Source organism: Aeromonas sp. 601039 (assembly GCF_049174415.1).
In the GTDB taxonomy this organism is placed as follows: domain Bacteria; phylum Pseudomonadota; class Gammaproteobacteria; order Enterobacterales; family Aeromonadaceae; genus Aeromonas; species Aeromonas veronii_A.
Window position 1 is genome coordinate 26,616 of sequence record NZ_JAAKTL010000004.1, and the last position, 19,207, is coordinate 45,822.

At 58.3% G+C, this 19,207-nt stretch carries 18 protein-coding genes, 1 pseudogene and 1 riboswitch; of the genes and pseudogenes, 8 read left to right on the forward strand and 11 right to left on the reverse strand.

Annotated elements, in window-relative coordinates; translation table 11 throughout:
• The first annotated feature begins 130 nt into the window (after positions 1-130).
• Positions 131-385 carry a hypothetical protein gene (locus G5195_RS05025; protein ID WP_257725760.1) on the forward strand — a complete coding sequence of 85 codons (255 nt, stop codon included), beginning with the start codon at positions 131-133 and terminating at the stop codon, positions 383-385.
• A gap of 152 nt (positions 386-537) precedes the next feature.
• Here the strand turns inward: G5195_RS05025 and G5195_RS05030 are convergent, their stop codons facing one another.
• Complete coding sequence (locus tag G5195_RS05030) at positions 538-1,428, reverse strand: sensor domain-containing diguanylate cyclase (protein ID WP_159158084.1); 891 nt, start codon at positions 1,426-1,428, stop codon at positions 538-540.
• A gap of 349 nt (positions 1,429-1,777) precedes the next feature.
• Between G5195_RS05030 and G5195_RS05035 the strand changes: the two genes are divergently transcribed.
• Together G5195_RS05035 and G5195_RS05040 are read left to right on the forward strand one after the other, a co-directional pair.
• Entirely contained in the window at positions 1,778-2,095 is a 318-nt protein-coding gene (locus G5195_RS05035; RefSeq protein WP_421222729.1) for a DUF6968 family protein, read from the forward strand.
• A 23-nt stretch (positions 2,096-2,118) separates the two neighbouring features.
• Positions 2,119-2,754, forward strand: coding sequence for a Vat family streptogramin A O-acetyltransferase (locus G5195_RS05040; protein ID WP_421222731.1), 636 nt, complete (start codon positions 2,119-2,121; stop codon positions 2,752-2,754).
• A gap of 89 nt (positions 2,755-2,843) precedes the next feature.
• Here the strand turns inward: G5195_RS05040 and G5195_RS05045 are convergent, their stop codons facing one another.
• Positions 2,844-3,425, reverse strand: a complete 582-nt coding sequence (locus tag G5195_RS05045; protein WP_421222733.1) for a penicillin-binding protein activator LpoB — start codon at positions 3,423-3,425, stop codon at positions 2,844-2,846.
• Between the two features lie 286 nt (positions 3,426-3,711).
• On the opposite strand from G5195_RS05045, the gene G5195_RS05050 reads away from it, so the two are divergent.
• The 3 genes and pseudogenes from G5195_RS05050 (at position 3,712) to G5195_RS05060 (ending at position 6,566) form a co-directional block, all read left to right on the forward strand.
• A complete protein-coding gene (locus G5195_RS05050; protein ID WP_421222735.1) occupies positions 3,712-4,128 on the forward strand; it encodes a GNAT family N-acetyltransferase in 417 nt (138 codons plus the stop codon).
• A gap of 65 nt (positions 4,129-4,193) precedes the next feature.
• Positions 4,194-4,400: pseudogene (locus G5195_RS05055) on the forward strand (GNAT family N-acetyltransferase); the annotation flags it as partial.
• Positions 4,401-4,772: 372 nt separating this feature from the next.
• Complete coding sequence (locus tag G5195_RS05060; RefSeq protein ID WP_421222736.1) at positions 4,773-6,566, forward strand: retron Ec67 family RNA-directed DNA polymerase/endonuclease; 1,794 nt, start codon at positions 4,773-4,775, stop codon at positions 6,564-6,566.
• 566 nt (positions 6,567-7,132) lie between these two features.
• Here the strand turns inward: G5195_RS05060 and thiH are convergent.
• The 9 genes from thiH to G5195_RS05105 all read right to left on the reverse strand — a co-directional run bounded on the left by thiH (position 7,133) and on the right by G5195_RS05105 (position 17,194).
• Positions 7,133-8,359: a 2-iminoacetate synthase ThiH gene (gene thiH, locus G5195_RS05065; RefSeq protein WP_421222765.1), complete on the reverse strand. Its 1,227-nt coding sequence runs from the start codon at positions 8,357-8,359 to the stop codon at positions 7,133-7,135.
• Positions 8,360-8,376: 17 nt separating this feature from the next.
• The gene (locus tag G5195_RS05070; RefSeq protein ID WP_139429564.1) at positions 8,377-9,144 is read right to left on the reverse strand and encodes a thiazole synthase; all 768 of its coding nucleotides are present in this window, start codon (positions 9,142-9,144) and stop codon (positions 8,377-8,379) included.
• Positions 9,145-9,229: 85 nt separating this feature from the next.
• Complete coding sequence (gene thiS / locus G5195_RS05075; RefSeq protein WP_421222740.1) at positions 9,230-9,436, reverse strand: sulfur carrier protein ThiS; 207 nt, start codon at positions 9,434-9,436, stop codon at positions 9,230-9,232.
• The gene (locus G5195_RS05080; RefSeq protein WP_159158076.1) at positions 9,433-10,227 is read right to left on the reverse strand and encodes a HesA/MoeB/ThiF family protein; all 795 of its coding nucleotides are present in this window, start codon (positions 10,225-10,227) and stop codon (positions 9,433-9,435) included. Before G5195_RS05080 ends, thiS begins: the two co-directional genes overlap by 4 nt.
• Entirely contained in the window at positions 10,217-11,824 is a 1,608-nt protein-coding gene (thiE, locus tag G5195_RS05085) for a thiamine phosphate synthase (protein ID WP_421235904.1), read from the reverse strand. Before thiE ends, G5195_RS05080 begins: the two co-directional genes overlap by 11 nt.
• Positions 11,821-13,812 (reverse strand): phosphomethylpyrimidine synthase ThiC, encoded by a 1,992-nt coding sequence (gene thiC / locus G5195_RS05090; protein WP_421235905.1) that lies wholly within the window; start codon positions 13,810-13,812, stop codon positions 11,821-11,823. Before thiC ends, thiE begins: the two co-directional genes overlap by 4 nt.
• 279 nt (positions 13,813-14,091) lie before the next feature.
• Positions 14,092-14,204, reverse strand: a riboswitch (TPP riboswitch).
• Positions 14,205-14,475: 271 nt separating this feature from the next.
• Positions 14,476-15,939: an aerolysin AerA gene (gene aerA, locus G5195_RS05095; RefSeq protein ID WP_421235906.1), complete on the reverse strand. Its 1,464-nt coding sequence runs from the start codon at positions 15,937-15,939 to the stop codon at positions 14,476-14,478.
• Positions 15,940-16,199: 260 nt separating this feature from the next.
• On the reverse strand, positions 16,200-16,685 hold the full coding sequence (locus tag G5195_RS05100) for a hypothetical protein (protein ID WP_421235907.1): 486 nt from the start codon (positions 16,683-16,685) through the stop codon (positions 16,200-16,202).
• Between the two features lie 86 nt (positions 16,686-16,771).
• Positions 16,772-17,194 (reverse strand): hypothetical protein, encoded by a 423-nt coding sequence (locus G5195_RS05105; RefSeq protein ID WP_100654676.1) that lies wholly within the window; start codon positions 17,192-17,194, stop codon positions 16,772-16,774.
• A gap of 88 nt (positions 17,195-17,282) precedes the next feature.
• On the opposite strand from G5195_RS05105, the gene G5195_RS05110 reads away from it, so the two are divergent.
• Together G5195_RS05110 and G5195_RS05115 are read left to right on the forward strand one after the other, a co-directional pair.
• Positions 17,283-17,951 (forward strand): response regulator transcription factor, encoded by a 669-nt coding sequence (locus tag G5195_RS05110; protein ID WP_421235908.1) that lies wholly within the window; start codon positions 17,283-17,285, stop codon positions 17,949-17,951.
• Entirely contained in the window at positions 17,948-19,192 is a 1,245-nt protein-coding gene (locus tag G5195_RS05115) for a sensor histidine kinase (RefSeq protein ID WP_421235909.1), read from the forward strand. Before G5195_RS05110 ends, G5195_RS05115 begins: the two co-directional genes overlap by 4 nt.
• Positions 19,193-19,207 lie beyond the last annotated feature (15 nt).

A 19,207-nucleotide genomic window follows, 5' to 3' on the forward strand; every position in this document is an offset into this window, starting at 1 on the left:
CGAATCGCTTTTCTCCCATTTCAATTTTGAAACAGGGTGACTCTTTTCAGCAATAGAAACACTCATTGCAATATATACCTTATTAGTCTGTCATCATTATTTTTATTGGCCCGAATAACAGGCTGGCGATATGTCATGGCAGATCGCCCTGCACATGAAAAAACAACGCCGCCAGTGGCCAACAGGGCCACCGGAAGGAAACGGAGCTGCCACGCTACCATCGTTGAAATCGCCAACCTGGTCAAGGTTAATAATTCATGACCGTTTGAATCGGATTGTTTCAAAAGACAATGAAATGTGTCACATTCGTCATCCAGAACCAGATCCAAACCCTTTTGATAACATACCGATAAAACCTCATGCTGTTGCCCAACAACACAAATAAGACCAGCGATCAGGCCGATAATATTAACACCTTAAGCTGTGGAATATGAGTGAAATAATTCGGCCAACTTTTCGACTAATTGACAGTGATGTCAGCCAATTTATTTATGGCAAAAGGAAAGGTGATGTCTGCCAATAACAGGACCAATAAGCTCAGCGTGCCGGGCAGTGTGCCACCCGGTTGCGCCCTGCCCGCTTGGCCTGATAGAGCCACTCGTCGGCCCGGGCCAGCGCCTGATTGATCTCCTCCTCCGGCTGCACCAGGGTTGTGCCCAGACTGACCGTGATGGCGACCGGATCGGCAGGCAATGCTTCGACAGCAGCACGGATCTGCTCCGCCATCTGCAGCAAACCGGCCTCATCGATCCGTGGCAACAGGATAAGAAACTCCTCGCCGCCGCTGCGCACAAAGAGATCGTCCGCACGCAACAGGGCATCGATGCAGCCACTGAATCGCTGCAAGGCCCGATCTCCCTGCTGATGGCCGTAGTGATCGTTGATCTGCTTGAAGTGATCGATGTCGAGCATGATAAGGCCACAGGGCGCCTCCCCTGTCCGCAGCGGCTGGCAGTGCTCGAAGAAGAAGCGGCGGTTGTAGAGACCGGTCAGCTGATCGGTCTCGCTCTGGCGCTGCAGTCGCTGCTGCAACTCGTACTGGCGGGTAATATTGCGAGTCACCCAGGCCACCGCCCGCTTGCCGTCATAGAGGGAGGGCAGCGGGGCAATCTTGCCCTCGAAGCGTTGTACCCCCTGCGGCCCGACGGCGGCATTGATCCCCCCCACCTCGGCTGCTGATAGCTCATACTCCACCACCCGCACCTGACCGCTCGCCAGTGACTCGGCAACCTGTGCCTTGACCCACATGGCCATCTCGGGTGGCAGCACATCGGCCAGTTGCTTGCCCGCCAGCGGATTGCCATCGTGATAGGATTGCTGCTCCATGCCGCCGATATATTCCACGTAATAACCATCTTCACTGAGGATGAAGATGGGATCTGGCAGTTGGGCCATCACTTCATAAAGCTGGGTTACCGAAAGCGCCACGGAGACTCCTGTACGTTAGGGTCAAACAGGGGGGAGATATTCTGCCTTAAAAGGACTCACTCGCCCTCATCGGCAACGGAGAAAAATCTGCCGTCATAGCCAACAATCCTTTACATCTAGCAGCATGCAGACGTCTCGGCCAGCAAGGATTGCCTGCGCCCACCGCCGCTCTGACTTGCGACCGTTCGCAGTGGCGGATGGCCCCTCCCTCGCTCAATGATATCTCATTGTTTCAACTCACAAGTTCATTTACGCTGGCCGTCACGAGTCCAGTTTTCAGCTCATCAGCCATCAGGAACGCCAGCCCCCCGCAACCGCAGGGGCTGTACCAGGGAAAAGGAATAGCCAGATGAAAAACGCCATCGTCACCGCCCGCTTCGACGCCATCAGCACCGAAGGGGAACAGCTCGTCCTCAAGATCGCCATAAAGGCCCCCGAGCCAGACCCCGAGTCCGCCAGCGGTGACTGGCGCTGCAAGGTGAAGCTGGCGGGGCTGAGCGACAAAACCTTTATCTACGGCATCGACAGCCTGCAGGCCCTGAGCCTCGCCATCAAGTTTGTCGAAACCGAACTGCGCGCCTTCTCCGATGCGGGCTGGCAATTCTATCTGCCTGGCTGCCCCGATCACCCCATCGACATGAGCGCCTGCTACTTCCCGGCGCTCTAGCCCGGCCAACCCAAGGAGCCCGGATGCACGGACCCGATCCCGCCAATCCCCACCCCATGGCCGGCTTCCCCCAGGTGTGTTTTATCAAGAACACCATCAAGGGGCCCAATATCGAGGTGGGTGACTACACCTATTACGACGACCCGGAGGATTCGGCGGGCTTCGAGCGCAACGTCCTCTACCACTTCCCCTTTGTCGGCGACAAGATCATCATCGGCAAGTTCTGCGCCATCGCCCGCGGGGTGAAGTTCATCATGAACGGCGCCAACCACCAGACCTCCGGCTTCTCCACCTACCCTTTCTTTATCTTCGGCAACGGCTGGGAGCATGCCGCACCCGCCCCGGGCAGCCTCCCCTACAAGGGGGATACCGTCATCGGCAACGATGTCTGGATTGGCTATGAGGCTCTGATCATGCCGGGGGTAAAGGTCGGCAACGGCGCCATTATCGCCGCCCGCTCCGTGGTCACCGGTGACGTGCCCGCCTACGCCGTGGTCGGCGGCAATCCCGCCAGGATGATCCGCTACCGCTTCGACGACGACACCATAGCCCGTCTCAACGCCATCGCCTGGTGGGACTGGCCTGTGGAGCAGATCAGCCGCAACCTGCCGCTCATCAGCGGCGGCGAGATAGCCGCGCTGGAAGCGGCAATCCGCTAGAGACAAGCCCCATCAGGCATAGGGCCAGAAATGAGAAGAGGGTTGAGCGCACAGGCACTCAACCCTCTTTTTGATTGGTCGCAGACCGCTCAGTGGCTGGCGGAGCGACTACCGCTCCAGATCATCTCGCCGCTGCGCAGCTCCATCAGGGTCATCGACAACCGATAACGGCTCCCCTCGGCCACCAGATCCCCGTACAGCATGTAGCCGGCGCCGGTCTGACGGCCAAGCCGCACCAGGGAGGCCGGGTTCATCCTGCCCTGCTGATACTCAAGCTGGCCGGTGATGGCTGCCACCTGCCCTTGGTCGACAAAGTGAAAACCGCTCTTGCTCTGGATGAGCTTGCTCATGGCCGCCGCCATGGCGCGGGTGTCCACCGGCTCGCCGGTGCCGTTCTGGGGCGGGGTGAGCAGCAGCACCGGCTGACCGGTTTGCGCCAGCTCCCGCACCTCGGGGGCCTGCACAAAGAGATCGGCCATGGCCTGCGCCAGTCCGGTCGGCGCCACCGGCTTGGGCTGAACGTCCCCGCTATCCGGTTTGGTCACCGGCTTGTCCGGCTGGCTCACTGGCTGATCGGGCTCACTGACAGGAGCCTGAGTGCCACCGTAGGGATTGACCGCACAACCGCCCAGCAGCAGGGCCCCCACCATCAACAAGGAACGCAGCTTCATCTTTTCTCTCCGCCAAAAGTCCGTAAACGGGCATCAACACATGCCCGCATGGCGGAGCCCCTGCCCCGCATCCTCCTTATGCTAGGGACAAACCCCGGCGGGGTCGATACGCCCACCACCACAGGGCGACAGAGACTGGCGAACCTGGGCCCATAAAAAGCTGGCACGGCTCCACCCGATTCCGTTAGGGTAGTGCCGGTAAAACATCAACAGTAACGCAGCGGTAAGCCCGGCGCACAACACGCCGGAACCCGACAGAGATCATCACACTCAAGCAGGAAGCACTATGCAACTCACCCCACCCCAACCGCCTCAGGACGATGAGATCGAAGCGCTGCGCATTGGTCTCTCGGGCTACAACAAGGAACACGCCGGTACCCATCTGCGCGAGCGGATCGCCAGCTTTATCAAGGATAAAGAGGGCAAGGTACACGGCGGCATCATCGCCGACATCAAGTGGGGCTGGCTGCATGTCGACTGGCTCTGGATCGATGAAAGCATCCGCCGCGATGGCTGGGGCGGCCGCCTGCTCGGCGCCATGGAGCAGTACGCCCAAAGCAAGGGCATCACCAACTACCATCTGGAAACCACCAGTTTTCAGGCCCTCCCCTTCTATCAGAAGCAGGGTTACGAGGTCTTTGGCCAGCTGCCCGATATGCCGCCGGGGCATATCAGTTACTTTCTGAAAAAGCAGGACAAGTGATGACACTCCCGCGCCTTGCCAACACCAGACTCGTGATCCGCCCGTTCGAACCGGGCGTTTCCGTGCGGCGGGCGGTCGCTCTGCAGCGTGACTCTGGCTTTGAACAGTTGGGTCTATTTCGGCTGGAGATCGTAATGGGGATTGGCAACAGCGCCAGCAAGGAGGTGGCCATCGCCGCTGGGGCTACCTTTGAGTGTCGGGCTAGAAATCGCATCTTTCTTCATGGACAGCATCTTGATGCGCATATCTACTCCCTTATTACAACAAGCTAAATCCAGTAATAAAAACGCTAAAACATGAACATCTACAAATAACAAATCCACACCAGTAATATGATGGGGAAACAACATTCCACTCTTTATTTTAACTAACTTACACCAAGAATAAGACGTGCATATTTCATTATTCCCACCAAGACACAACATATAAAAACATGATCTTCGTCACGTATAGGAAGTCTCTTATTTATCACATCCCTCCTTTACGGTATGCTCCTGCTTGGCTTATGGGCAGATTTTTGACTTTGTTTCGGAGTCTGTGAAAATAATGTCCGCTGGACTGCCCCCTAAGCGATATCAGCACCACGCTGAGATGTCGCGCGCTTGCGTAGGAGTGCCCATAAGCCACTATCTACGGAGGAATCGGTGTCCATTCTTATAAATCTCCAAAATGCCAAAACAAAAAAAGACTTGGCAGAAATTTTAGATATAAACACATCCACACTAACCAACGCATTGTATAGAAAGAAAGTTTCCAGCTTATACTCTGAATTTAAAATCCCTAAAAAGAAAGGTGGGGAAAGGACAATTTTCGCGCCTCAACGAGAATTAAAGATAATACAAAAGAAACTATCTTTAATATTGCAAGATTGCCTAGAGGAAATGACAAGTGAAGATGAACGCACGTCTAACCTCTCCCATGGATTTATTAGAGAGAAATCTATATATACAAATGCGTCATGTCATAAAAACAAAAAGAATGTTTTAAATATAGACTTAAAAGATTTTTTTGATTGCTTTAACTTTGGCAGAGTTAGGGGCTTTTTTATTAAAAATAAAAAATTTGAACTTCATCCGGATATTGCAACCGTAATAGCTCAAATAGCTTGCTATAATAACTCTTTGCCTCAGGGTAGTCCTTGCTCACCAATTATAAGTAATTTAATAACACACTCCTTAGATATTAGACTTTCTCAACTAGCTAGCAGACATTCGTGTTTTTACACCCGATATGCTGATGACATAACATTTTCAACAAGAGAATATATTTTTCCAACGTCGCTAGCCAGAATTGAGAACGATGATTATGTGATAGGGAAAAAACTACGACAAGAAATTCGCCGTTCTGGCTTTGAGATAAATTCAATAAAAACAAGAATTCAATATCATACATCACGTCAAGATGTCACCGGCCTAATAGTTAACAAAAAAGTAAATGTAAGAAAAGAGTATTGGAAAGGCGTTAGAGCAAAATGTGAATCTCTATTTAGGACTGGGACTTACTACATACTTGATGACAATGAGAAAGCAAAACCAGGCACATTATCTCAGTTATATGGACAACTAAACTTTATTGACCAAATCGACTATTCAAACAAAATAAGAAAACCTATAAAAACAAATCCATTATATGTGCTAGCAAAACATGGAAGTAATAAGGCGCCACTATTCAGTAGCAGAGAGAAAACTTTCAGCCGGTTTTTATTCTACAAGAATTTTTATGGCAATGAAAAGACAACTATTATTTGTGAGGGTAAAACCGATATCATATATCTTCGTTGTGCGATAAAGTCATTACATAACTTACATCCATCACTAGTTGACAAAGATGGCCTAGCTAACTTTGAGTTTTTCAAATACACAAGAAGAACAAAATATCTTTTATCACTAAATGGAGGAACCCCATACTTATCTGACTTTATAAAAAACTATCGAGAGAATTACTCTAGCTATCAAGCACCCGAGCCAAAACGACCAACAATAATCATCCTTGATAACGATGATGGCCTTCCAAAAATAATCGGTAGCCTTCAAAAAGAAGGCCAATGTCGACTAGTAAATTCAGATGGTGAAACAACTTTAAATGGCATACCATCATTGAAAAAAGCACTCTATGTGCACGTCTGTTGTAACTTATATCTTCTTATCATTCCAAACAAAAAGAAAAATGATACATCGATAGAAGATCTATTCGATGACTCAGTTCTCTCGGTAAAACTTGGAGGAAAAAGCTTTACTACTGAAAATGATTACTCAAATGAAAAGTTTTATGGCAAAAACATATTTGCAACTGCTGTTATCGAGAAGAAAAAAGAAACTATAGACTTCTCTGGCTTCAATGTTATTTTCAACGTCATTGAGGCAATTCAAAAAGATTATTTGAAGCTCTATAAGCAACAGCAAATTAAACGACTAAAAGCTCGTTTAAAAAAAGCTTAAACGTTTAATGTATTATTTTCATAATGTATTTATCAAGCGCCAAAATTTTTACTGCACTACCGAGGAGCCACACAACATAGGCTCCATAACATTATGTTTGTACCAGTTGCTTGTTCAAATCCACCGCGTGGAATAAACCAAGGGAGTGACTTTGGGTCTTTCCAAAATCACGATCCCCGGCCCGAAGGGCGGGCTAACCACCTTCGAGGCCAGCGGCCTCGCGTCGTGCACGGCGTAGCCGTGCCGTTTCACTCATCACATATCACACGGAGCGGACGATTACGCCTGACGGCTAATCGACCCTACGACTGTTCGCATAAACATGTTCTGCATAGTAGCAACCGGCACAAATCTTACCCCAAATCGGCCATTGCTAATGGTCGCAATGACCCACTCGATAAGCTGACCCGCACTCACGATTTTTGCACTGGCGAAACGATATCAAGAATCATCGTCGCACCAACGAAACAATCGTGTTGGAGCAAACAAAACAAAGCGGCAAGCAGTGGCGGGGTCTGCCCCTCCGATCTGCTTGCCGCTGTCTGTTAACACTGGTGTAAACGTCGTTAACGACCCAAAAACGGTTCCCAATCTTTAAACACCGGCTGCAACCCGGCCTGTCGCACGGCGGCGGCCACTTCCCCCACCGGGCGGTCGTCGTGGATGGCGAACTGCTCCAGCTCCTCCGCATCCCCTTCGGCATAGCCCCCCGGCTGGGTGCGCGACTCGGCCGACATCTGGGTGATGCCAAGGCGCACCGCGCCGTTGCGAAAGGTGGCCGACTCGCGGGTGGAGAGGGACAAGTCCAGCGTGGGCGAGAAGAGGCGCCAGGCACAGATAAGCTGGGCCAGCTGGCGATCCGACATGACCACGGCAGGCTCCAGCCCACCGGTGCAGGGGCGCAGGCGCGGGAAGGAGAGCGAATAGCGGCTCTGCCAGTGGTGGCGCTCAAGCCAGGCGAGGTGCTCGGCGACAAAGTAGCTGTCGGCGCGCCAATCCGCAGAGAGACCGATCAGCGCCCCCAGACCTATCTTGTCGATACCGGCGCGGCCGAGCCGATCCGGCGTGGCGAGGCGCCATGCGATGTCCCGCTTGTTGCCGCGCAGATGGTGGCGGGCGTAGGTGGGGGCGTGGTAGGTCTCCTGATAGACCATGACGGCGTCGAGGCCAAGGCTTTTCAGCTCCGCATATTCGGCCTGCGAGAGGGGCTGCACCTCCATCCCCACCGTGCTGAAGTGGCGGCGGATGATGGGCATCACCTCGCGAAAATAGGCGAGCCCCACCTTGTTCTCGTGCTCGCCGGTCACCAGCAGCACGCTGTCAAAACCGCGCGCCTTGATGGCGAGGCACTCGCGCTCAATCTCCTCGCTATTCAGGGTCTTGCGCTTGAGGCGGTTGCTCATGGAGAAGCCGCAGTAGGTGCAGTCGTTGGCACAGAGGTTCGACAGATAGAGCGGCACATAGAAGCCGATGGTGTTGCCAAAGCGCTGGCGGGTCAGCCGCTCGGCCTCGGCCGCCATCTGCGGCAGATACGCCTCGGCGGCTGGCGAGATCAGCGCCATAAAATCGCTCAGGGTGCGGCGTGGTGCGCTCAGGGCGCGTGCCACATCGGCGGCCGTCTTGGCACGGATCTGCATGCCGATATCGTCCCAATCCAGCTCCTGCCATCGGTCGATAAAGGAAGGCTCCTTAGCCCTCACCCCCAGCCCCTCTCCCTTATTTTGTGAAGAGCCGAGAGGGGGGCTATCACTCGGGCGCACCTGAGGTTGTGCAAAAGGCTCGGAGCGACCCATCGCACCAGCATCATGACTCATAACGCCCCCAGAAAATCGGTAAGCGGGCTGGAGGCTTGGGCCTGCAGGGCGCGGGCGCCAAGGCCAGCTTCATAGGCGCTGCGACCGGCAGTGCAGGCCAGTGCAAAGGCGCGGCCCATGGCAATCGGGTCGCCGCTCACCGCGATGGCGGTGTTGACCAGCACGGCATCGGCGCCCAGCTCAAAGGCGGCAGCGGCATGGCTCGGCGCACCGATCCCCGCATCCACCACCACAGGCACATTGGCCTGCTCGACGATGATGGAGAGAAACTCCCGGGTCACCAGCCCCTGATTGGAACCGATGGGGGCGCCGAGCGGCATCACGGCGGCGCAGCCCACCTCTTCCAGCCGCTTGCAGAGCACGGGGTCGGCCCCGCAGTAGGGCAGCACCACAAAGCCCTCTTTCACCAGCTGCTCGGCGGCTTTCAGCGTCTCGATGGGATCGGGCAGCAGATAGCGCGGATCGGGGTGGATCTCCAGCTTGAGCCAGTTCGTCCCCAGCGCCTCGCGGGCGAGATGGGCGGCAAACACCGCCTCGGCGGCAGTCTTGGCGCCGGAGGTGTTGGGCAAGAGCTTGACCCCGAGTTGCAGCAAGGGGCTCAGGATATCGTCGTGGGCCTTGCCCGGTTCGAGCCGCTTGATGGCCATGGTGACCAGTTGGGAGCCGCTCGCCTCGATGGCAGCGGCCATCAGTTCCGGGCGGGCAAACTTGCCGGTGCCGGTAAAGAGGCGCGATGAGAAGGTGTGATCGGCAATCTTGAGCATGTCAGCCTCCTGCCACTGCGATAAGAAGAGATGAGGTTCCACCGCAAGGCAGAGCACGCGAAGATGGGACTGTGAGCATCATGGGTCAGCCTCCCGCAATGGCGGTGAAGAGGTGAATTTCATCCCCGTCATTAAGACGGGTCTCGGCCCAGCGGCCACGGGGCAGCACGGCGCCGTTAAGGGCCACCGCTACCCCTTGGGGATTGACCCCTTGCGCCGCCAGCAGGTCAGCCACGCTCTGCCCTGCCGCCAGCTGCTGGGCTTTATCGTTGAGTCGAATGGTGAGGGTCATGGGGTGATCTCCTTATCGTGTGTCGGGCATCGGCGCTGTCCGCAAACCGGGCAATCGGGATCGGGGGCCAGAGTGAGGGTCTGCCACTGATGGGTCAAAGCATCGAAGCGGCGCAGTGTGCCGGCGACCGGGCTTGGCATCCCGAGCAGCAGTTTCAGTGCCTCCAGCGCCTGCAAAGAGCCCATCACCCCGACCAGCGGGCCGGTGACGCCGCTGGTCTCGCAGCTCTGACTCACCTTGGTATCCAGCGGATAGAGGCAGGCGTAGCAGGCGTGCTCACTGCTGGTGCGCACCATCAGCTGCCCCTGCCAACCCACTGCGGCGGCGGAGATCCAGGGCTTGCCCTGCGCCACGCAGGCGGCGTTGATGGCTTGCCGGGTGGCGAGGTTGTCGCAGCAGTCGATCACCAGATCTACCTCGGCCACAAACTCCGGCAGGCTAGCGGCATCGAGCCGCTGGTTGATGGCGATCAGCTCCACCAGCGGGTTGTGGGCGGCCAAGCGCTCGCGGGCCAGCTCCGCCTTGGAGTGGTTGACCGCCTCGCTATCGAACAGGATCTGGCGCGGCAAGTTGCTGGAGTCCACCGTGTCGCCATCGGCCAGCCACAAGGTGCCCACCCCGGCCCCGGCGAGATAGAGGGCGAGCGGCGAGCCGATCCCTCCCAAGCCCACGATCAGCACAGACTTATCTTTCAGCCGCGCCTGACCCGCCTCCCCCACTTCCGCCAGCATCAGCTGGCGGCCGTATCTCAGATACTCTTTGTCACTAAGAGAAGCGGCATCAGAGCGCATGTTCAGCCTCCCGTATAACAGTGGCCGAACGCGGCTCATCCCCCGCCCCCACGGCGGCAAGCAGCCGTTCGGTCACCCCCTGCCAGTCGTCACTGGCGGTAATGGCCGAGACCAGCGCGATGCTGCCGACTCCGCTTGCCTTGACCGCCGCCACCCGCTCCTCGCTGATGCCGCCGATGGCCACCGTCGGCCACTCCGCCATCAGGGCGCGGTAGCGGTGCAGCCGCTCCAGCCCCTGTGGGCGCGAAGGCATCGCCTTGGTATTGGTCGGGAAGATATGACCCAGCGCCATATAGGAGGGGGCCAGCTCGCGGGCCCGCATCAGCTCGAAGTAGCCGTGGGTGGAGATGCCAAGGCGCAGCCCGGCCGCCTGAATGGCGGCGAGATCGGCGGTCTCCATATCCTCCTGCCCCAGATGCACGCCCCAGGCACCCACCTCGATGGCCTGCTGCCAGTAGTCGTTGATAAAGAGCCGCGCCCCATGACGGCGACCGAGCGCTACCGCATCGCGAATGACCGGTGCTACCTGAGCGGCGGGCAGATTCTTGATCCGCAGCTGGATGGTCTTGACCCCCAGCCCCAGCAGGCGGCGCAGCCACTTGACCGAATCCACCACCGGATAGAGGCCGAGGTTGTGTTCGGTGGCGGCAAAGGGGCCATCCGGCAGGCGGGCACTGCTTGTTTCATAAAGCCCGAAGCGGCGATCGATTGTTGAGCCCGCCAATACGGCTCGGGGGAAGTGAGCCAGATCGGCGGGCCAGCCGAGATGGGCGATGGGACCCGGGCCTGCCCCCACTCCCTGCGCCGCCGCCAACCCCTGTTGCAGGTAGGCTCGCGCCAGGGTGATGGCGTCCTCCACCGGATAATCCTGCGCCACCACGGCGGCGATGGCGCTGGCGTAGCAGCAGCCGGTGCCGTGGCCATGGCGGGTATTCAGGCGCGGCGCCGCCAGCCAGAATTCGCGGGTCTCGTCCTGGTAGTAGTCCAGACACAGCTCCCCGCTCCACTCCAGATGACCCCCCTTGACCAGCACGGCGCGGGCGCCGAGTTCGCGCAGCCGCTGGGCGGCGAAGCGCACCAGCACAGGGCTGGTCGCGGGAATGCCGGTCAGGGCTTCCAGTTCGGGGCCGTTGGGGGTGATGAGCGAGAGACGTGGCAGCAGCTGTTCGCGCACCGCCTCCAGCATATTGGGCTCCGCCATCGGGGTGCCGGTGCTGGCGATGGCCACCGGGTCGTAGACCACGAAGGGAGCCGGGGTGGCTGCCAGTCGGCGGGCCAGCACCTCGACGTGAAGCCGGGTCGGCAGCAGGCCAATCTTGATGGCGGCCGGCGGCAGATCGACACCGAGGGCGTCGATCTGGGCGGTAAAAGTCTGCATCAGCACAGGGTCGACCATCTTCACCGCCACCGAGTTCTGGGCGGTAATGGCGGAGATGACCGAGCAACCGTGCACGCCGAGGTCGTGCAATGTATGCAAGTCGGCCTGAATGCCGGCACCGCCACCGGAGTCTGAACCGGCGATGGTCCAGACAACTGGGCGGGAGTCCGTCACAGGCAGCAGATCGGCGGGGCTGACAGCCCCGCTTGCGCTGCTCACGCCTCCTCCCCTGCGGCCTGTTTCAGCGCCGCAGCCTGATGGTAGATCTCGCCACCGGTCTCCTTGAAGGTTTCCGCCATGCGGGCCATGCCGCTCTCCACCTGAGCCACTACCTGCTCCTGCTGGCCATCCATACCGACCAGCTTGATCTCAACGGCCTCCAGCTTTGCTGCGTAGTCACGCACATCCTGAGTGATCTTCATGGAGCAGAACTTGGGCCCGCACATGGAGCAGAAGTGAGCCACCTTGCCGGACTCCTGCGGCAGGGTCTCGTCGTGGTAGGCGCGAGCGGTGTCGGGGTCGAGGGCCAGATTGAACTGATCCTCCCAGCGAAACTCGAAGCGCGCCTTGGACATGGCGTTGTCGCGGATCTGGGCACCCGGATGACCCTTGGCCAGATCGGCGGCGTGGGCGGCGATCTTGTAGGTAATCAGCCCCTGCTTCACATCCTCCTTGTTGGGCAGCCCCAGATGCTCCTTGGGGGTGACGTAGCAGAGCATGGCGCAGCCGTACCAGCCGATGAGCGCGGCACCGATGCCGGAGGTGAAGTGATCGTAACCGGGGGCGATGTCGGTGGTGAGCGGGCCCAGCGTATAGAACGGCGCCTCGTGGCAGTGATCCAGCTGCTCGGTCATGTTGCGCTCGATCATGTGCATCGGCACATGACCCGGCCCCTCGATCATCACCTGCACGTCGTACTCCCACGCAATTTTGGTCAGCTCGCCCAGGGTGCGCAGCTCGGCGAACTGGGCCTCGTCGTTGGCATCATAGACGGAGCCCGGACGCAGACCATCGCCCAGCGACAGGGCCACATCATAGGCGGCGCAGATCTCGCAAATTTCTCGGAAGTGCTGGTAGAGGAAGTTCTCTTTATGGTGGGAGAGGCACCACTTGGCCATGATGCTGCCGCCGCGCGACACGATGCCGGTGAGGCGCTTGGCGGTCATCGGCACAAAGCGCAGCAAGACACCGGCATGGATGGTGAAGTAGTCCACCCCCTGCTCGGCCTGCTCCAGCAGGGTGTCGCGGAACAGCTCCCAGGTAAGGTCTTCGGCGATGCCGTTGGTCTTTTCCAGCGCCTGATAGATGGGCACGGTACCGATGGGCACCGGGCTGTTGCGCAGGATCCACTCGCGGGTCTCGTGGATATAGCGGCCGGTGGAGAGATCCATCACGGTGTCGGCGCCCCAGCGGGTCGACCAGACCAGCTTCTCCACCTCCTCTTCGATGCTGGAGGTGACCGCCGAGTTGCCGATGTTGGCGTTGATCTTCACCAGAAAATTGCGGCCGATGATCATCGGTTCCGCTTCCGGGTGGTTGATGTTGCTGGGGATGATGGCGCGACCGGCGGCCACCTCATCACGCACGAATTCGGGGGTGATATTTTCCGGCAGGCGGGCACCAAAATCACGGCCCGGATGCTGGGTACGCAACAGTTCAGAGCGCACCCGCTCGCGACCCATGTTCTCGCGAATGGCGATAAATTCCATCTCGGGAGTGACGATACCGGCGCGGGCGTAGTGGAGCTGGGTGACCCGGCGGCCCGGCTTGGCACGGCGCGGCTTGGGCAGATGCTCGAAGCGCAGATGATCCAGCCCCTCATCGGCCAGACGCTCCTGAGTGAAGGTGGAGCTGAGCCCCGGCAGCTCGTCGGTATCATCCCGCTCCAGCACCCAGTTTTCCCGCAGGCGCGGCAGGCCGCGGCGCACGTCGATGGCGACCCCCTCCTCCCCGTAACGGCCCGAGGTGTCGTAGACCGGCACCGGCTCGTTGGGCTCGAATTGGGGATCATCTTTGGTGCCGCCGACGAAGGTGTCAGCCAGCTGGATCTCCCGCAGCGGGACACGGATATCGGGGCGGGAGCCCTCGATAAAGATGCGGCGGGAGTTGGGATGAGCCATCCCCTTGAGGCTGTCGATAAAAGCTTGGGCGCTGGAGCGCTGCTCGCGGCGGCTGGATTTGGTGGTATCAGATACAGAAGTAGACATAGCAAAACTCACATTAACTGGTTGAAGTTATGGGTGTTTGCTTGTCTGGAGTTCGAGGAGAAGATGAACTTGCGGCGGGGTCTTTATCTCGGGAGGGAGTGCGCGCGGGATGGATCTCCGCGCTGCTGTTCTGCCGCTTCCCGCTCTCTGCATGCTTTGGGCAAGGCGCCCCACGTGCTGGACAACCGGACGGGACAGACTCCCTCCTGTGCGCCCTGACCCATCAGGGTTACCCCTTCGATGAGCGGAAGAGGCTTGTTCCTCCTCCGGCGCGGTAACCCGCAAGTTACCCTTGTTCCCTTCGCAGGTTTTAACCTGATCAGGTTCCACGGATCCCGAATTAACGGTCTCAGCTTCGCGTCGTTCGACGGTCAGCACTCCGACAAGATGGCGCCAGTATAAGGGGGAAAATCTAAAGCACAAGCCGTTAACAATCTGGCCAACACGCCTCTTTCAACAAATGAGTGAACAATGCCTCGCTCACGGGGCCACCCCAAACAGAGGTCAAACCTGCCTTGGCATCACCTTGGCAAGCCATAGCTTCCCGCAGTGATCATTCAGGGAGAAGAGGAGAAAAAGAGGGAAAATCGAGGGACGCAGGGCAAATGCATCGTCTTGCGCGGAACAGAAACAGGCCCCTGTGAAAGGGGCCTGCGAGTGAGGTTATTGAACCGGAACTATGGTCAGGGATACGTTGCCAAACCCTTCGTTGGCAAGGGCCTCCTGATCCAGATCCACACCAGTCAGAGCCACACCTTCAGCAGAGGCGTTACGCAACTGAGCAGAGGCCGCGGAACGGGTCTGGGGCTGACCGATTTCGATATCGCCGGCAAACTGGCTCTCGGCATAGAAGTCACCGGTCACTGCCGAACGGATCGGGCGCAGCACACGACCCAGGTTATTCTGCATGGTCGACAAACCATACTCGCTGATGGTCCAGTTCCAGTCCCACCACTTCACTTCACCCGGGATATAACGCTTGTCCCACTGGTAGCGGATGCTGCTCGCCTTGTCGCGGAACGGGCCGACGGCAAAGGTGTGCTCCCAGGTGGGGCGATTCTCCGGATGGGTATACCAGGCATTGCCGCCCCAACGCAGGAAGCCCCTCATGGTCAGGTCATAATTGACCTCGGCCTTGAACTCGTAGGGGTAGGAGATGTTGGACTTGTAGAGGGCAACCCGCACCGGCAGGCTGGAGTGAGGCGGCACCGTGGGGCGCGCTTCAACCGAGACGGTCTCGGTCGTCGAGCCCCCTTTCTGGGAAGCCCAGCTCTGACTCGCAGCGATCTCGATGGCCAGTTCGGTTTCACCTACCAACGGCCATTGAAACTTGTTCTTGGTGGTCACCTTCTCGCTCAGGCTGTAGGTGTCGGTCTTCGACCAGTTGGTGGCCTTGTCGTACTTCAGGGTCACCACCACCTGCTGAGGCAGATCCGTGTAGTTGGTCGCATTGGCCGTGATGGTCTTCACCAGCTGCTTGCCGCTCTCGGTGACCTGGCCGTGACTAAAGGAGTCGGGTTCCAGGGTATATGAGAAGTTGCTTACCTTGATGGAGCTCTTCTCCCCGCAACGATATCCGGAGCAGCCGCCGTCATTATTTCCCTTTATCAACCAGCCATCGCCAACCCGGGTAACATCCATATCCTCCCCGACATAGGGGCTATGATTTCCACCCACCCATGCGTATCCCAAATAATGGGCGAGATAACTGACCGGCTTGATAAAATAATCATTGTCGTGGACAAGACGCCATTGTACATCGACCTCATCATCCGCCGGAATATTCCAGACAGAGAGTGTTGGTATTTCTCCGGAAACCGGTGAGTTGGGATAACACCAGGTTTCTCCGGCAGTGCCCTGTTTGATTTCGCCATTATATCCAGGCCCCATAATCACCCAGCGATCAGCCAGCCCGGTGATCTGCCACTGCCCCATGCGGCTGACCAGATTACCCTTGATACTCATGGCTTCATCACGGGTCAGAGGACGGTAACCACTGGCACAGACGCCCGTCCCAAGACCCGCCCACTTGACCTGATCAGGGTAGACAGGTTCAGCCGCCTGCACCTGAGCGAGCATCAATGAAGACGCCAAAAGCGCCAGATTGGCGGTAATTATTCTATTCATCATTTATCCCTCTTTCAGACATACGATAATTGTTATTGTGTAGAAATATCCTTTTTCATTTGACAGGTATGGACTCCGACAAAACCTGACACAAATAAAATAAACCACCAAAAAACATCCATGACAAACAAAATAATGGTGATACAGGAAAATAATTAGAGCGATGACTTTATTGAGGGATAAATCATAAATATTGTGACAGTCATTATTTAATGGCTGCCACAATATGGTGAAACCATATTAAATAAGAAGGTGCTGAATTACTCTTCCGGATTGATCACTTCAATTCCCTGCAATATTCCATCCGCCGAACGGATCAATACCAGCTCGCTCCCGGCATGCAGATCGGCGGCCGAACCGTTGACCCAGCGCACCTGCGGATTGAGTGGCACAGTGCCCAAGGTTGCCAGCGTGAGCTGCCGGTCATCGAAGGATTGCAGGCGATCTTGCGCCCGCTGCCAGGGCTGACGGACCAGCGGGGCTCTGGCGGCCAGCAGCTCAATCCGGGTGGCAACGCCATCGGCGACCAGCAGAGCGAGCTGGTCGCCGGGTTTGAGTGGCTGCGGCCAAATCTCCCCCTGCCGCCAGGCGGCGGCACTGCCCTGCTCCACCTCGGCCCCCTGAAATTGCAGGCGGATGCCGTCGCTGTGCTCCAGCTCCACCAGCCACAATTCGTCGGCTCCCGCCTGCGCCGCCCAGAGCGGCACACCCAGCATCCATGCACACCACTTTCTCGATTGTTCCATCTTCGTTCGTCCCTGAACAAAAAGCCCATGCTGGACAAGCATGGGCTTCATTCGGGAGCATTTCTAATCGGAACGCAGAGATCGGATCAGTCATCCTCGCGGCAGCGGCTCAGGCGCATGCCGTCAAACTTGCACTCCAGCTCGAGCCAGCGCCCTTCAAACGGCACCAGACTGTTGTCCGAGGTGGTGTAGCCCCAGATCCGCCCCCCTTCGACCGGCCCCTCCAGATCCATTTCGTCCTTGTCATCTTCGTCGAGGGCCTCGACCTTGCGTACATAGCGCACGCCATTCTCCACCACCCCCTTCATCTCGACCCAAGTACCGCCGAGATCATCCTCGTTGAGCCAATCCTTGAAGCGGGTCTGGTCGTCGATCACGAACGGCATGCCGTTGACCATCAACTGGCCAAGCTGCCAGGTGGTGCGGCCGGTCAGTTTGAATTCGGTCGCCTGTGCGGTGCCAAGTGGCAACAAGATCAACAGCAGGAGGGCGCAGAGAGACTTCTTCATCAGGGATCCTCGGGGTTACACTGGCAAACAGGATGCCGAATCCGGTGTGAAAAGAGCGTGAAACGCTCGCCAACCAGGAGAGCAAAGCATGAAGATTTTGGTAGTGGAAGACAATCCTCAGGTGGCGGAAACCATCATGGATTATCTGGAGCTGGCCGGTCACCGCCTCGATTGTGCCTATCACGGTCAGGCGGCGCTGCAACTGCTGGAGGATCAGCGTTTCGACGTCATCATCATGGATGTGATGATGCCGCGCCTCGATGGCCTCAGCACGGTGGCGCGCCTGCGCGAGCAGGGGATTGCCACTCCCGTACTGTTTCTCACCGCCCGCGACAGCCTGGAAGACAAGCTGGCAGGCTTCAAGGCGGGAGGGGATGACTATCTGGTCAAGCCGTTCGCCATGGAGGAGCTGGAGGTGCGGCTGCAAGCCCTCAGTCTGCGCGGCCCGCGCGGCGATGTGGGGGTCATCAGCTTTGGCGATCTGACGGTCGATGTCGCCAGCGGCCTCGCCACCCGCGCCGGTGAGCCCCTCAAGCTCGGCAAGATCCCGTTTCAAATCCTCGCGCTGCTGGCCCGCCGCGCCCCCGCCATCGTCAGCCGTCAGGAGGTGCTCGACACCGTCTGGGGGGATGAGGAGCCCGACTCCGATGCCCTGCGCAGCCACATCTACGCCCTGCGCAACGCGCTGGACAAACCCTTCCCCACTCCCATGCTGGAGACCCTGCACGGCCAGGGCTACCGACTGGTGAGCGCATGAGCCTGCCGAGCCTGCGCCGCCGCCTGATCATGGCACTCGGCGGCGCCGGGGTGGTGCTGCTGATCCTGCTCTCCGGCCTGATGATGGTGGCCGAGGACAAGATGGAGGAGCTGAGCCTGCGCCACTGGCTGGAAGCCGAAGTGACCCGCTACAGCGATGACTGGCTGCGACTCGGCCCGGCCGCCGCAGCCCCGAGCCCCAGACAGTTCTCCAGCTACTGGACCGAGTCGGGCCGTCTGCCGAAATGGCTGAAGCCCTACCAGACTCCCGGCTTTTTCGAGCATCAGCTGGGCAAGGAGGACAAACACTTTCTGGTGGCCCGTCACCCCTCCGGTGAGGGACTGCTCTATCTGGTGTTCAATGACGACGCCGATGACTACCTCGACCCCTACGAGGACAAGCTGCATCTGGCCACCCGGCTGATCGGGGTGACCCTGCTGCTCGCCTGCCTCGGCTTCGGCATCTGGCTGGTACGCCATATCACAGGGCCGCTGCAACGGCTGCAACAGAGGGTCGCCCACCTCACCCCGGATCAGGCTGATTTCGAACCCGACGCCCCCTGGCAGGAGCTGCGGGATATCGAGCTGGCACTGTTGGCCGGTAAACAGGAGGTGAGCGCGGTATTCGCCCGCGAGCAGGAGTTCAGCCGCTTCGCCAGCCACGAGCTGCGCACCCCCAACATGGTGATCCAGGGCTCGGCGGCCCTGCTCGGCAAGGTGACGGATCTGCCCGCACCGGCTGCACGCGCCACCACCCGCATCCGCGCCGCCGCCGACGAGATGGCACTGCTCACCGAGACCTTCCTGCTGCTGGGCCGCAAGGAGGCAGTGGAGCGACCGCTGCAGCAGGTGACCCCGCTGATCCGTCAGGAACTGGCCCGCCTCGCTCCGCTGTTGCAGCGGGAGGCACTCGATATCCGGCTGAACCTGGACGAGAGCAGCGAAGTAAACGCCCCCCTCTCCCTGCTCGCCATTGCCCTCGGCAACCTGCTGAAAAATGCCCTGAGCTATGCCGAAGGACATATCGACATCGAGCTGTGTGGCCCGGTGCTCACCATCAGCAACCCGACGGCGGCGGCGCCGGATCAGATCCTCGGCTACGGCTGTGGCCTCACCATCATCCAGCGCATCTGCGAGAAGCTGGGCTGGCAGATCGACACCCGGCTCGAGGATGGCGTATTTAGCGCAAGGCTGGCGATGATCGCCGCCGGAGAGTTCCCTCTCCCTTTGGGAGAGGGCTAGGGTGAGGGCGCAGTG

Coding starts and splice junctions, on each gene's coding strand:
- G5195_RS05025 (WP_257725760.1), top strand. CDS start 131: ATGTCATGGCAGATCGCCCTGCACATGAAAAAACAACGCCGCCAGTGG.
- G5195_RS05035 (WP_421222729.1), top strand. CDS start 1,778: ATGAAAAACGCCATCGTCACCGCCCGCTTCGACGCCATCAGCACCGAA.
- G5195_RS05040 (WP_421222731.1), top strand. CDS start 2,119: ATGCACGGACCCGATCCCGCCAATCCCCACCCCATGGCCGGCTTCCCC.
- G5195_RS05045 (WP_421222733.1), bottom strand. CDS start 3,425: ATGAAGCTGCGTTCCTTGTTGATGGTGGGGGCCCTGCTGCTGGGCGGT.
- G5195_RS05050 (WP_421222735.1), top strand. CDS start 3,712: ATGCAACTCACCCCACCCCAACCGCCTCAGGACGATGAGATCGAAGCG.
- thiH (WP_421222765.1), bottom strand. CDS start 8,359: ATGGGTCGCTCCGAGCCTTTTGCACAACCTCAGGTGCGCCCGAGTGAT.
- G5195_RS05070 (WP_139429564.1), bottom strand. CDS start 9,144: ATGCTCAAGATTGCCGATCACACCTTCTCATCGCGCCTCTTTACCGGC.
- thiS (WP_421222740.1), bottom strand. CDS start 9,436: ATGACCCTCACCATTCGACTCAACGATAAAGCCCAGCAGCTGGCGGCA.
- G5195_RS05080 (WP_159158076.1), bottom strand. CDS start 10,227: ATGCGCTCTGATGCCGCTTCTCTTAGTGACAAAGAGTATCTGAGATAC.
- thiC (WP_421235905.1), bottom strand. CDS start 13,812: ATGTCTACTTCTGTATCTGATACCACCAAATCCAGCCGCCGCGAGCAG.
- aerA (WP_421235906.1), bottom strand. CDS start 15,939: ATGAATAGAATAATTACCGCCAATCTGGCGCTTTTGGCGTCTTCATTG.
- G5195_RS05100 (WP_421235907.1), bottom strand. CDS start 16,685: ATGGAACAATCGAGAAAGTGGTGTGCATGGATGCTGGGTGTGCCGCTC.
- G5195_RS05105 (WP_100654676.1), bottom strand. CDS start 17,194: ATGAAGAAGTCTCTCTGCGCCCTCCTGCTGTTGATCTTGTTGCCACTT.
- G5195_RS05110 (WP_421235908.1), top strand. CDS start 17,283: ATGAAGATTTTGGTAGTGGAAGACAATCCTCAGGTGGCGGAAACCATC.
- G5195_RS05115 (WP_421235909.1), top strand. CDS start 17,948: ATGAGCCTGCCGAGCCTGCGCCGCCGCCTGATCATGGCACTCGGCGGC.